16 protein-coding genes and 1 pseudogene are annotated in these 14,180 nt (G+C 34.9%); 2 read left to right on the top strand and 15 right to left on the bottom strand.

Annotated features, from left to right (window positions below; genetic code table 11):
* From LA337_01340 to LA337_01275, 14 genes are all read right to left on the bottom strand, one after another.
* Positions 1–489 carry a pilus assembly protein gene (locus tag LA337_01340; protein ID UBI16377.1) on the bottom strand — a complete coding sequence of 163 codons (489 nt, stop codon included), beginning with the start codon at positions 487–489 and terminating at the stop codon, positions 1–3.
* A complete protein-coding gene (locus LA337_01335; protein ID UBI16376.1) occupies positions 470–904 on the bottom strand; it encodes a prepilin peptidase in 435 nt (144 codons plus the stop codon). The genes LA337_01340 and LA337_01335 overlap by 20 nt, the downstream gene beginning before the upstream one ends.
* Positions 905–906: 2 nt before the next feature.
* Positions 907–1,380, bottom strand: a complete 474-nt coding sequence (locus LA337_01330) for a hypothetical protein (GenBank protein ID UBI16375.1) — start codon at positions 1,378–1,380, stop codon at positions 907–909.
* 15 nt (positions 1,381–1,395) lie between these two features.
* Positions 1,396–1,935, bottom strand: a complete 540-nt coding sequence (locus LA337_01325) for a roadblock/LC7 domain-containing protein (GenBank protein ID UBI16374.1) — start codon at positions 1,933–1,935, stop codon at positions 1,396–1,398.
* A 1-nt stretch (position 1,936) separates the two neighbouring features.
* On the bottom strand, positions 1,937–2,482 hold the full coding sequence (locus tag LA337_01320) for a 50S ribosome-binding GTPase (GenBank protein ID UBI16373.1): 546 nt from the start codon (positions 2,480–2,482) through the stop codon (positions 1,937–1,939).
* 18 nt (positions 2,483–2,500) lie between these two features.
* Entirely contained in the window at positions 2,501–2,863 is a 363-nt protein-coding gene (locus tag LA337_01315; protein UBI16372.1) for a hypothetical protein, read from the bottom strand.
* A gap of 13 nt (positions 2,864–2,876) precedes the next feature.
* The gene (locus LA337_01310; GenBank protein UBI16371.1) at positions 2,877–4,049 is read right to left on the bottom strand and encodes a tetratricopeptide repeat protein; all 1,173 of its coding nucleotides are present in this window, start codon (positions 4,047–4,049) and stop codon (positions 2,877–2,879) included.
* On the bottom strand, positions 4,037–4,882 hold the full coding sequence (locus LA337_01305; protein ID UBI16370.1) for a type II secretion system F family protein: 846 nt from the start codon (positions 4,880–4,882) through the stop codon (positions 4,037–4,039). The genes LA337_01310 and LA337_01305 overlap by 13 nt, the downstream gene beginning before the upstream one ends.
* Positions 4,883–4,889: 7 nt before the next feature.
* Positions 4,890–5,798 carry a type II secretion system F family protein gene (locus LA337_01300; GenBank protein UBI16369.1) on the bottom strand — a complete coding sequence of 303 codons (909 nt, stop codon included), beginning with the start codon at positions 5,796–5,798 and terminating at the stop codon, positions 4,890–4,892.
* On the bottom strand, positions 5,795–7,093 hold the full coding sequence (locus LA337_01295) for a CpaF family protein (protein UBI16368.1): 1,299 nt from the start codon (positions 7,091–7,093) through the stop codon (positions 5,795–5,797). The genes LA337_01300 and LA337_01295 overlap by 4 nt, the downstream gene beginning before the upstream one ends.
* Before the next feature lie 13 nt (positions 7,094–7,106).
* A complete protein-coding gene (locus tag LA337_01290) occupies positions 7,107–8,249 on the bottom strand; it encodes a hypothetical protein (protein UBI16367.1) in 1,143 nt (380 codons plus the stop codon).
* A gap of 9 nt (positions 8,250–8,258) precedes the next feature.
* A complete protein-coding gene (locus LA337_01285; protein UBI16366.1) occupies positions 8,259–9,650 on the bottom strand; it encodes a pilus assembly protein N-terminal domain-containing protein in 1,392 nt (463 codons plus the stop codon).
* A 68-nt stretch (positions 9,651–9,718) separates the two neighbouring features.
* The gene (locus LA337_01280) at positions 9,719–10,600 is read right to left on the bottom strand and encodes a hypothetical protein (protein UBI16365.1); all 882 of its coding nucleotides are present in this window, start codon (positions 10,598–10,600) and stop codon (positions 9,719–9,721) included.
* A gap of 62 nt (positions 10,601–10,662) precedes the next feature.
* Entirely contained in the window at positions 10,663–10,929 is a 267-nt protein-coding gene (locus tag LA337_01275) for a Flp family type IVb pilin (protein UBI16364.1), read from the bottom strand.
* A 359-nt stretch (positions 10,930–11,288) separates the two neighbouring features.
* On the opposite strand from LA337_01275, the pseudogene LA337_01270 reads away from it, so the two are divergent.
* Positions 11,289–11,726 (top strand): annotated as a pseudogene (locus LA337_01270) (transglycosylase SLT domain-containing protein).
* Between the two features lie 372 nt (positions 11,727–12,098).
* A complete protein-coding gene (locus LA337_01265) occupies positions 12,099–12,881 on the top strand; it encodes a helix-turn-helix transcriptional regulator (GenBank protein UBI16363.1) in 783 nt (260 codons plus the stop codon).
* Here the strand turns inward: LA337_01265 and LA337_01260 are convergent.
* Positions 12,868–13,749 (bottom strand): helix-turn-helix domain-containing protein, encoded by an 882-nt coding sequence (locus LA337_01260; protein ID UBI16362.1) that lies wholly within the window; start codon positions 13,747–13,749, stop codon positions 12,868–12,870. The genes LA337_01265 and LA337_01260 overlap by 14 nt on opposite strands.
* Between the last annotated feature and the right edge of the window lie 431 nt (positions 13,750–14,180).

Here is a 14,180-nt window from a genome sequence, read left to right as displayed (position 1 = left end):
TTATCCACGCTTTGCCTCCTGAATATAAATAATCTTTCTTGTAAAAAGTGAGTCAAAATGTCCATCATTAAAAATAAAAAATAAAGGTTTATAATGATATTTTAAAGAATAGAGTGCCAGCATTTTGCTTCCTGCTGTATCATCAATAGTGCAACTACTCGTTGTATTAACCAAATCAGAAATTGTATCGCAATGAAGAACAGTAGCGTCAACGGACTGTCCAGATGCTAATAATGGCCATAACACAATATTGTCATTAAGCATTTTATTGAAAGATTGTTCATAATCAGTAACTGATGGCTCAAGTGAGGTATAGCGAGCTGATTCTGCTAACACGAGATCTATAGCAGCTGTGAGGTACATTATTCGGCATAATTCCAAAATAAAAAGTACGGACGCCAAAAAAGGAATGAGCACCAACGAGAACTCAATAGAAGCAGTACCATTATTACTAAAAATCATCCTGCATTTAGATAATAATCGAGTCATTTGATATCCCAATGATCAGCGTTAAAAAGTAACCAGTTCCGATTGACAATGCGTAAGGTACACTCACAAATTTTCCCTTTAACCGAGGAAAAACAAGCATAAATGTAGCAATAACCCCCCCGCTAAGAGACATCAATAAGAGGAAAATGAACATTAAATCGGAAGGTAATGACAGTGTGAGTGCGAAAGAAAATTTCGCATCGCCGGCCCCCCAAAAATTTAATACAAACAATAAAAAACCAATTATTAACACCATAAATGGAACAAATAGAGATAACTCAGCTCTACAATAAAATAACAATATAGATAATAAAATAATAATTAAAGAATTATAATTATATATCCTTCTATAAATAACATCTGTAATCATCGCATGAACGACGCAGAGGCAGATCAATCCGTAAATGAAAAACATAATTAACGTCTTCTACTTCTTATACCCTTACGTTTCTTTTTAGTAACAGTCTTTTTAATAGAAAAAACAATCTGTTCAACAGTATTACTCATGGATATACTGTTCTGACTAAGATTGATACCAGAGGATTTTTCAGTGATAATGTGTAAGTAAGAATCAAAATACTGATGAATCAAAGCATCTCGTTCAAGCAGAACAGGATTTAGTGGTATTGCACCAGAAATCATATCGGCATTAACCAAGAAGGCGATATCACAAAGTATACTTTCCCTAATGGAAGGGTCTGAAATATGTTGAGATAATTGTTCATTCCATATATTATACTTCTCCGGAATATTTCGTAGATAAAATTCCAAACGTTCTTCGATTAGCTGTTCACGATTATCCAGAACTGGTTTTAACGGTATAAAACCAGAACTCATATCACCTGCACATAAAATCAATGCCACCTTCATGATACAATAGTTGAGTACCATATATATCCTCCAAAGTTAGATATACGATTTAATATCATCGGAAAGTTTATTAATTAACCACAAAGCCTGTCCCAAAGAATCAATTTCTCCAGAAATAGCCATCAGTACAAGTTCCATCGATTTACCTGAAATTAAATAAATAAAAACAGAACGCTTAGCGCTGTTGAGATAAAGATATTGGTAAGTCGGGGCACCAATCTCCTGAAGCATTGCAGAGCCAATCGACTGTAGTGAACTTGACATCGCAGCAACGCGACGTAAACTTTCTTTTTGATACTCTTCCAAAACCGAAGATACCTCAAACCCATCAACCGTTGTCAAAATAACATTCTGGATATCTGGATATTTTTTAACAAACATCTTTAAAGTCTGATCGAGGCGATTCTTGATTTCTTCACTGATAACAGACTCATCCACAGGTAGGGGATACTCATGCTCATCTTCTCTTGGATGAAGAGAATTATCTGGCTCTACCTCTTGTTCTGACAGAGGATCAGCTTCTGTACTATTAAATCTGGTACGCAGTGGAAACGGCAGACCTTGTTTGGTGGGCATATCAAGCTCCTGAACCTGTAATCATATACAACAACTTATTTAAGACATTCTCAATCGTTTCTGAAGCTCTGGCATCAATCCAGAACATCGGAAAATTACTTGCTGTCGCATCAATGCGGTTTTGTAGCTGCTGTTTCTCTAATGTATTGAGTAAATCATGCTTCATAATTGCGATAACCATTGGCGTTACACCAGAACTCTTATTAATTGCGTTTGTATAATAAATGATATCGTCAACCAATGATTTATGAGTAGCGTCAGCAAGTAGAATAATTCCGGAACAACCTTTTTGTAAAATTTCCCATGAATAGGCAAATCGTTCTTGTCCAGGTACACCATACAAACGCATTAAATAATTTTGATTGGAATGCTTAACCGTAAATTCCCCATAATCTAATCCAACGGTAGTCGTATTTTTTTGCTCGCTGTAGCCTGTTGTCATTGCCACATCAGTGGCAATGACTTTACTTTGGCTCACTGCATTAATAGCGGTTGTCTTGCCCACGCCCGTACGACCGATGAACAAGATCTTATAGTCATTTTTCATGAACCAAATATCCAGCAGTTAAATATTTTCGACAGTCCCCTCAACATCCATAACTCTTCGACGAGCAAGAGCCAGGTTACTGTCACGCCGGGAAAGAACCAGATAAATAAATACAGAATCAACCTTCTGTAATGGACGTAAAATATGATACTGATTTTCAAGTGTGATAAGAATATCCTCAATCACTTCATTAATACCGAGCAGCTTAATTGTCTTAATTTTCGCTTTAATTACATCAGTATTACCTGCCGCAGCGATTTCAATGTCAATGCCCGAACCAACATGGCCCAAGATCATGCCATTACGTGTATCCACGACTGCAGCGCAAATAGCGCCATCAAGTGTCATTAAAGAATCCAGAGAATCAGTTAACTTACTCATTTTGTAACTCCTTTCAATTATAAATTATATCAAACACCAATTTATTGGTAGAAACTTTAGATAACGCTGAATTATATACACGTACTCTTTTAATTTGACGTGTTGTATCAAAGCTTAAATCTAGTGAACCACCGACTTCCTTCACAGAAATAGCATTTACAGACCTCGTGAATTTTCTTATATCACCAATGGCTCTATCAATTACTTTATTATCTTTTACATCATTAATTATTAATGAAACATGATTATCTTTCTTCCCTTGATTAGCTATACCTTTAAGTGGCTGCGGGCTTATAAAAACAAAACGAACGAATTTACCATGATCTCCAATTAGAATATTAGTGATTTCATTGTCAGTATAACCTGATAAATTTGAACTTGACAATTGACTATCTTTCTTTATTGGCATCGGTTTAATATCCGTATCTTTACTTGCTTGTCTTGCATCACTTTTAAGAGCTTGCTCTGAGTGAGATTTCAATACTGGGTTAATATTTGCCAGTCTGGAAGCCAATGCCCCCGTCGTATCATCAAGGGAATTCTGGCGGATCAGAGAATCAGCTGTAACATAGTCTCCCTTTTTAATTAGCACAAAAATTAAGTTATGTACTATTTCTGGAGAATTATAACCTCGCGAATATAAAGGCATCAAATATGAATATGCCAATGAATAATCTTCCTCTAAAATAGCAAGCATAGCTAGATTATTATTGACAATTTCTTCTGCTATAAATAGTGACCTGGCTTTTTCAAAATCCTTCTTTGCTTCTTCATATTCACCTTTTCTGGCAAGAATTTCTCCTCTGACATTATAAGCGCCTCCATTATTTGGTTCTTTTTCAAGTGCCTTTTTTACCATTACTAATGCACTATCATCATCTTCAAGAATGAGATAATTTTTGGCAGCTAACAAGTAGGACTTATCAGTGGGTGAATTATTAAGCAACTCGCGAAGGCAGCTTTGAGAAGAAGGTATATCATTTACCTTATTATAAATTTCACAAAGTTTAAATCTTACTTCAGCGGTATCTTTTTTACTTAATTGTTCACGATAAAACTGAATTAGCCCCTGATAATTGTTTACTTTTGTTAGAATATATTCCTTATCATCATTATTCAATCCCTTATTTGTACTACATGCCGCAAGTAAAAAAACAAAACATAAACTTATAATTAATTTGACCATATAGATAACATCCTAATAAACCCAGGGCCAGCCACAATTGCAAGAATAGGAAACATAATAAATAAAATCATTGGTGCAGACATTTTCGCTGATAAACTTGCAACCTTTTCTTCAACAGCAATCAATTGCATCTCCCTTATTTCCTTCGACAGTTCAACAAGTACGGGATAGATCGACGAACCAAACGAAACACTTTGCTGTAAGGTAGAACAAAACATACGAATCTCTGTACTTGGGACCTCCTCATACAGTTGATCGAGAGCCTGCGAGATGCCGTTGACTTCTGTTTTCAGGGCCGTACGTTCAAATAAAATAGCGATATCAGGGTTAATATTAGTGATATTCTTAGCTATGTAATTGAATGAACTTTCAATAGTCATACCAGACCTTACACATATTGCCATAATATCAATAGCATAGGGCAGATCTATATTGACTTTTTTAGTTTTTTGAGAAGATATTTTCTTTTTAACCTGCGCAGGGACTAGAATCACCATAAATATTGAAAATGTGCATAAAAGGACTCCTGTCTTAAAAGAAAAATTAAATATGCCAAAATAGTGAATTAAAACAGCGATAGTATTAATTAAAACAACAAGAGCAATTTTTAAAAAAGACTGTTCTTCAAAAAAATCAATTGCAGTAATAGCTTTACTGGTTCGTTTTTGAATCTTAATTAATACCGGCTCAGGATTTTCTTGACTCGTTTTACTCTTGGCTTTAGCACCAGATAATTTTTCCTTGATAATATTCTGTCGAATATCATTTCGTAATCTATGTATAAGTAGCATAACCCCAATAATAACGAAGCCGCACATAATCATTGTATACATAGATACCTCAGACAGCTTTATTCATCATATTCCAGACAATGAAAAGTCCGAACAAAACACTTGCTATTGCATAATATAAAATCAGCTGTCCTGTTGGATGATTAATTAATATTTCGAAATTTTCCGGACTTAATATTTTAAGAATGAAAGTAAAACCTACAGGTATACAAGCCAGAACTTTGACTGACATACGAGCCTCCGCAGTCATAGCATATTTTTTTCTCTCCATTACTTTGCTATCCGTAATTAATTTACTAAGTCGTGACATGACTTCTTTCACTTGTCCCCCTCCATTAATATTAAGTAGCACAGCAAGTATAAAGAAATAATATTCGCGGTATGGTAAATGTTCATAAGAATCTAGAAATATCTGTTGTGGTTCTTCACCAATACTGAGACGTCGTGACATCATCTTAAATTCCTCACCCACAATTCCAGAAATTTTTTGGCCACATTTTTCTATACCATACAATATTGTATTACCTGAACTAAGCGAACTATTTATGATAGTAAGCGCTTCCGAAAACCCATCCTCAAATTCTTCTCTTAACTTTTTTTGCCCTTTTTTATAAAAAACAACAAGGAGAAATACAATTAAAATAATCGCCACTACAAACTTGTTAAATTTAATATATTCTGTATTTATAAACATTCCTATGCAAAACGCTAATAAATATGGTACTGCTATATTTAATTTTGCGCCTCTTATAATAGAACTGACTCTTCGTTTATATTCAGAAAATATAAATAAAACCCTATCTATCAGTACAATGTATATGCTCTTGCTATTTTTGTTTATGAATATATTTCGGTGTGACTTTTCAGTCTTTATTTTCTCAACTTTTTTCAAATAGATATAAAATGCGAATATATTGATTAAACCAAGTATAATAAGCATCAGGAATAAATATTTCATAATATCCGCCCACCAAATAATTCAACCAGCGTATCAGTTAATCCGTAAACTATACTCTGTCGATATACAACCGAACGTTTTAAAAGACCATGAAATACAAATTCACCTTGAATTTTACCATGTTCATCACGTTCTGCTGCAGGCTCAAAGGTAAAAATATCCTGGAGAATAATATTCTCTCCTTCCATACCCATTACCTCTGTAATATTCATTACTTTACGCGAGCCATCTGGCATTCTTGATACCTGAATTATTAGATGGATCGCTGATGCAATATTCCTTCTGATCGCCATTAGAGGCAATGTTGCACTAGCCATCATTACCATGCTCTCAAGTCTGGACAACGCATCTCTCGGCGTATTGGCATGAAGCGTCGACATCGAGCCATCATGCCCGGTATTCATTGCCTGCAACATTTCGAATGCTTCTTCACCACGGCACTCACCAACTATGACCCGGTCAGGTCGCATACGCAAAGAGTTGATTACTAATGACCGCATTGAAACCACGCCTTGGTTCTCGGAACCAGCCATTCTAGTTTCCAGTCTTACAACATGCGGTTTAATCAGTTTTAATTCAGCCGCATCTTCCAAAGTTACAATCCGTTCGTAATCATTAATATATTGTGAAAGTGCATTTAGAAGAGTTGTTTTACCTGAGCCTGTTCCACCTGAAATAATGATATTAATTTTACAACTGGCTGCAATGACAAGAAAATTAGCTATTAACTCATCGATGCTACCAAAGCTGATTAAATCACCTAAGGTTTTTTTTCCCTTGCCAAATTTACGAATGGACATACTGGTGCCGTCCAAAGCCACAGGAGCGATAACTACATTTAATCGGCTCCCATCGGGCAAGCGCGCATCAACGAGGGGTTGTGAATCATCGATTCTACGTCCAACTTTTGATACAAGCCTTCTGGCAATATCAGTAAGCTGCTGATTGCCAAGAAAATATTTATTCGATTTTTCAAGTCTTCCACCAATTTCTACATAGACCTGGTTGGGTCCATTTATCAGAATATCACTGATGGAATCATCTTCCATGAGATCATTTAATGGGCCATAACCAGAGATCTCATCACAAACCATTTTGATTATATTTTGCTGGACTTGATTTGATATAAACTGACCATTATCAAGCGAAACCAGCTGCAGGACGTTACTAACTTCCTCTTCCAGTTCAGTTCTGTCATTTTTAACAGCATCGATCTTATCAAGATCCAGACGTCTAAAAATACTTTCTCTGAAGAATCTTAAAACATCAATATCGTATGTTTCGTTGAAGTCCATTTAATGCTCAGGCTCAGCTTTTAGATAGAATTTTAAACCAAGAAAATAATCCTTTTCTTGACTCTTTATCTTTTAATTCTTTCGCAAAAATCAGTGAATTAAGAGTGTTTAATTCTTCATTAAATTCTTTAGCTCTTTTATCAGAATTAATATGGGGAAGATACATATCAACTTTCCTTTCCAGGAAATCCTCAATATCTTCTCTCGAAAATTTATCACGACTTGTTCTAACTGTGTATTCATTGACACATATTATAATTCTTTTGGGTCTACTCTTAGTTCTCAACTCAAATTTTTTATATTCATCTATTATTTTCTTGGCTGTTCTGAATGATGAGAAGTTATTGCCAACTATCAATACTAAAACATTAGTCCTGTTAAAGACAATCTCAAGTTCTTCAGGCGAAGCACGTGAGATATTATGGTCAAAAATATTTATATTATATTGCTGATACACTGGATTATCATAATCAAAGCGAACCACTTCACTGTCTATCTTCACTGACTTTGTGGAACTAGTTTTCTGTATTTTAGCCTCTTGTATACTGACCCCCAAATTTTCACTCGATATTAAATCAAGGTCTCGACTTCCGCTACCTCCTTGTATATATAATACAGGTGCACTAATAAACTTATCTATCGAAGAAAATAAACCACTGGCGATAGTGGTATTACCACACCCTCCTTTGCAACCTAATATACTGACGTATAACGACATTCTGTCTACTGACTTCCCTTTTGAGTTAAGAATGATATCAGCTACAGAACCTAGTTGTGTATTTTTATACAGGTATCTTGCACCAAACTTCAATAACTCTGAAGAGAAAGTAATTGAATCGGTATCACCGATGAGAACATACATTACGTCATTTGGTATTCCCATGACGATGATGTCGTTAATTATCGATAAATCTTTCTCACTTTCAATGTCAACTATATACCAGCCGGCATCTCTTGTAGTCTCATCTTCACGAAATTCGTTTATGTATTGTTTCTTGGAAACGGCCTTTCCGATATTATGCATCTTCAAAATGCTACAAATTTCACTCTGAATTGATGAATTTGTGGAAATTACAACAACTTTATTCTTATCCCGAATAATCTTCGCTTCAAGATCACTATTTTCAGTTTCATTATCACTACGGAACAATTTCATTTGTATTCTCTATCTCGTGAATCCAACCTTATCCAGGAAAGTAACAACCTCATTCTCCAACCTGTTATCTCGGTCCTTATCGTTAACACCAACATTAAAAAATAACTTTGATGAAGATGTTCTCTGAAAAGATGGAATCTCAATCCTTTGTGATGAAGAAACCGGTTTTACTAAATTCACTGTTGCAAAAACAACCAACTCTGTCTTGGTACGCTCAGTACTTGTTCTTCTTCCTAAAGCGCCTAATATAGGGATGTCCCCAATAAAAGGTACCTGTGTCAATGCTTCTTTATCTGCTTCATTAAGCAGGCCCCCAATAGCAAAGCTATCACCATCCGCTAATTCTATTGTAGAATTTGATTTTCGCGTTTTTAATGTCGGAATCTGGTAATTATTATATCCGTATGTCCCAGTGACGCTACTAACCTCATTAGAAATAAATAGTTTAATCTTATTCTTCCGTTCCACTTTAGCTGCTATATTCAGTCGTATGCCATACTCTTTATAAGTTACAGTTGTTGAATCTCTGTCCTGCATTAAAATTGGAATTTCACCTCCAACAAGAAAATTAGCAGATTCACCTGATAGAACTGTTAAATTTGGCTGTGCAAGCACTCTTGCAATATTATCATTTTGTACGGCATTGATTAAAGTGCTAATATTTCGTGCATCAAAGCCATGTTTGAATCCTAATAGATTAAATGTTCCCGGTGAATTTGCTGTATAACTGTTACTCTTAAGCATGCTATCTAAAGTCAGACTACTCCATTCAATACCTAAATTATCTGTAAATTCTTTACTTACTTCTACGACTGTTAATTTGACATTTACCTGATTTGAAGATGGCAACTCAATTTTATTGATTATATTGTCGTACCTTTTATAGCTGGCAAATGGTATACCATCACTATTTACCGCCATTTCCATCTCAGCTTTAATTTTTACTTCTGTAGGGGTAGTACCAACAAGGCTACCAACCATCTGGTAAATGCTGTCCTTAATTTCCTCACTTTCTGCCATGCCAGTAAGGAGATATGATGACTTTCCATTATTGTCATTATATCTCTTTATCGAAACATCGCTCTTCGGATACTGCTGCTTAATTCTTGCTGATAGATCAGGCAAGAATGGGTCCACACTCAGATTGGCATTATAAATTACTTTAGAAGAGCCGTTATAGACTGATATTTCGGCCATACCATTTTTTTTGCCATAGAGAACTACTGATTTTTTGCTGATCACTTTATAATCGGCAATGTCAGGGGATGAAATAAAAACTGTTTTTATATTTTCCCTTGTATTGATTTGCTTCGAGCTCCCTGGTTTCAAATAGAGCTGTTCCGCATAACTTGCTGCAGAAATTCCCATCATCAGGACGACATAGAACAATTTGGTCCACATATATTATTTCCTTTAAACTGGATATACATCAGATAACCATAAAATTTTTTGGAGTGATATGCTTATTCCTAGCCTCTTAACTCATTCACACCACTACCTGTTGTTTTATTATGCATATCGTCTATCGGAACTTCTGGTAATGAGTATTGATTTTCAAGCGGACTCCCCTCATAAACAGGCAGGTAGTCATCAATATTGATGTTATCATTGGTAATTTCCTTATCACTTGCTGGTAAGAGTATTAGATGTGTATTTAATTCTAATGCCTTTAGAAGTTTAATATCTTGTTCATTCAGTTCAACAACGATCTGGCTTCCATCTGCAACGTTTTCTATTCCATTTTTCTTCTGCTTATCTGCTCTATGGATACCCAGAACTTTTTTATTCTGAATAATTCGTTTTAAACCTCGCCTCATTACTGATGATGGAGGTGACATAATTTGTTCCTGAGAAATGTCACCTCGTTGCTCGAAACCGTATATCAAATACACATCAATTCCACTTCCTGCCTTTACATTATCAAGCAAAAAGCTATCTGATTTCCCTAAGGTAAACGTATATATTATATTACCTGGTATTGTAAATAACTCGTAAAACTCTTGTGTTTCAGGACGAGCTAGATCACCAGAAGATATGCTTAATGCCTCACCTTCCGATACTACATTTTTTACAGCCCAACCAATAAACTTTTCTGTATTTTCATTTTTATATTTTTCAGCATCAGCTTTACTGACTTTTGTTATTTCAATTTTATAATCATTTTTATCGATGATCTTCCCCTTGGGAAGATCATGAGTTGCCACTGCTTTTTTAACTTCAACTGATACTGCTTGCTCGTTCATGGGAACTTCGGAACCAGCTTCCTTAACTGAGTCATTGCTGAAGCTAAATAAGCCAATTACGCCAACAACAATCATCAATATATATATTATGACAAACTTCCGTTTCATCCTCAGTATCCCATGTAATTAACCGTTATAAATATTACTCTAAATTCAACTCGACAGCTTACTTACGGTGTACCGCCACCACTGCCACCGTTCAGAGCACTGGAAACCTTAGTTTCAAGGTTTGTAAATGTATCATTCAACATCGACTTTACAGGCCCTGTATCACCGAAAATGAATAGAACAATAGCAGCTATACCTGCAACAACAATTGCATATTCGACAGCAGTTACTCCATCGTTGGTACGAAGATATTTTTTGCATTTATTGCATATTGATTCAGCAATAATCCTGCCAGTCACATATCCTTTTAGCATCAAGTTTTCTGACATAATTTCCTTCTCCCTCTCCTTTCTTATTTACTTAAACAACCACGCTACCGCCACAAACTGTGCGATTCTTTCTTCTCGCGCTCAGTTCATCTTGTACTAGAATGCCTTTCATCCTCGTTTTACTGTTCTCTTCATTTACAATATACTTACTTTCAATCAGGATTCTAGTTAACGAGCCGTTATTTATATTTTTTTATATTTCCCCTCCCATTGAGACATTTTGATAAATTTATTGCACTTTTGTTTTTTCTATAAAAACATCTCCTTTTACACTGCATAGGTAAATAATAAGACGATTGACCAATAATCCGAATCAGTACTATTTCATGAAATGTCTTTTAACTTTTTTTAAACTTCACATTGCTATTTTTTTCGTATTTATTGCTTTCTTTTTTTTGTCTGATATAGCACATGCTACTAGCTGTTATGTCAGGGCGGGCAGGTATTACAAAATTGATCCAGACCTTCTGCTGGCCATAGCGTGGAAAGAATCCCGACTTGACAAACATGCAATTGGTCAAAACCCTCATGGTGGATACGGAACGGGTCTCATGCAGGTCGATTCCCAGCATTTTAAGGAACTGAAAACTTACGGCATTACACCTCACCGGCTTCTGAATGATAGTTGCCTTAACATTTATACCGGAGCATATTATTTAGCTATTGCTTTTAGAAAATTCGGCAGGACATGGCAAGCCGTAGGTGCATATAATGCCGGTTTTAAAATTAACGAGATTCAAAATCAGCGCAGGCTTCTTTACTCAAATGATGTTAAGCGTATTTATTTAACTATTAAGAGAAAGAAATCATCTGCCATCAACAGCATTCATCTCACAAAAAAATCTGAACATTTTAACTAATCTTATTATCTTAACCTGCGTCTGATTAAATCTGACTGTTCATAACTAAAAAATGAATTTTCCTCTTATCTCTCTGTATGACCTTAAACCAGACATCCTACCAGTTTAGTATCTTTATTAGCTGCACGCGGCTGCATTGCGCTATCCGATAATTTTATGTGATTTTTCTTATGTATCATCATTACATCTATTTCTGGCATAGGGAGAGCCTATCTCTTCTGAATCAAACTTTATTTACATTTTTATATCTCGTTATTGCTCTTGATTTCAGTAAGTTAAATACTCAGTCATTAAACAAGGATTAAGTAAATGGACGACACAAAAATTATACAACTAAATAATATCAGAATTCACCATTGTCTCCTCTTCCTTACATCAAGCAAGGGATTAGAGATATCTTTTGATGATACATTAATAGTAATTCCTCCAAATACTCTTGTTTTTGTTGAGAAGAATATGTTACTGAAAGTCAGAGTTTCTTGTGGAAATTTTCCAGCAATAATCTCTCTTGATGACAGCACCATGCGTTTTGTATTTGGTTTTCTTTTGCAAGTTTTTGATATCAAAAGCATTGAAAATATGTCTGGCAAGAAAATTTATTTAAGAGAAACTGTGCCCGAGGATATCTATCTCTTTGACCGGTTAAAAAAATATATTAATGAAGGTATTCGTATTACGAAGCCAAAAGAAACCATGGCTTTAATTTTACCAATTGTTTTACATTTTCTTCTGGAATTTGACATTAATATTATCCGTTCAATCTCTTGTGTAGTCAAACCCACTACAACCGATAAAGTTTTAGATATCATTTCACAAGACTTATCCAAGCCCTGGAAGATTAGTATGATTAGCGAAGAGATGTTTATAAGTGAGATATCTTTGCGTAAGCGACTAGAAAATGAAGGTACTACTTTTATGAATATTCTTACCGATGCACGGATGATGCATAGTCTCAAGCTTCTTACTATGTCTGATTACAATATCAATACCATAGCTTATAAAGTCGGATATAATTCATCCTCATATTTCATTAAAACATTTAAGCGTCACTTTGGCCTTACTCCCAGACAAATTACTCCTACTTTCCAGTAAATTCAGGAGATACTGGAACGTAAAGATCTACTATTAATTTTGTTTTCTCTCGCATGGCACAAATATCGTATATTTCTATATCAAAAGCATTCCTCCTGTTCATATTCAGCATGGGTAATTCGTTCAAGTATACATAGTCTGACAAACTGTTATATTCTCCCCATGTTCCCTCATAATGAAAAAGGTAGTACATCCCAGCGCCAATAGTTTGCCTCTGTAAAGAGGCATCATTGGGTGCATCTTTCACTTCAAACACTGTGACATTTAGAGTAAAATTCGATTTTGCACATACACCGATCCTGTATATTATCATCATATTACTTTTTTTAGCATTTTTATTATGCAACACTAACGTACGTACGTATCTCTTTATTTCAGCTATATTGTCCTCATCATTGCCATTATTATAGTTGCCATCACTAAAATTTACTTTAAACGCCTTACTTGTTGACATAACTTCTAAGCAAGGAAGTAAAACTGGCCTTGATATCATATTTGGTCTCTCTATCGCAGCGTTAGGTGTATACCTGCTTAAAAGCCAATTTTCAGATCTTCTGTACCTGGCCGGTGGTATTCCAAATTTAATCTTAAAAGCACGATTAAACGATTGATAGGAGCCGAAGTGATATATGTTGCATATTTCAATTATTGGCATTTTAGTTATTTTTAATAGTTTAGCCGATAAACTTAGCCTCCTGTTCTTTACATAGGTATGTATACCATAACCAAGAAATTTCTTAAATAAGTATTGTACATTTCTCTTACTATATCCTGATTTAGATACAATATCATTCACATCAATATCTTCTTTTATATTTTTTTCAATCCAGATTACAATACTATCGAATACACATTTTGCTCTTTTCATTCGTATGATGCCGTCATTCATTCTTATACTTAGTTTACAACAAAGTTATCTAAAATGAGCCATTTTTTTATTACTTTTATTCCCTTTAAATCATCTTGTTACTCATACTACCTCTTCCCTTTTACTTTTTATAAAAAGAACGCATGCAATCTTATTTTGTTATTCCATAATTATATAACTTCTGTTATCACACAGATTCCCGTGATGCATAGTAATACCTTTATATCGAATAGCGATATACTTCAGTGTTATTATGATATAAATTTCTCACTTAATGGATACCTATATGGTTAAATATTCGAGAACTTTATGGTCTCAGCTCTATCGTGCAGCGACTGAAGCGGAGTGGAACGGAGATTATTACCATGCACTAATTCTGTGGAACCAGGCTCAATGGGTAGCAAATCTTTCTATTAACAGAAGGTATGCGG

It is taken from the genome of Citrobacter europaeus (assembly GCA_020099315.1).
Taxonomy (GTDB): Bacteria; Pseudomonadota; Gammaproteobacteria; order Enterobacterales; family Enterobacteriaceae; genus Citrobacter; species Citrobacter europaeus.
Note: the sequence above shows the minus strand (reverse complement) of the source record. Positions and strands in the feature narration are given on the sequence as shown.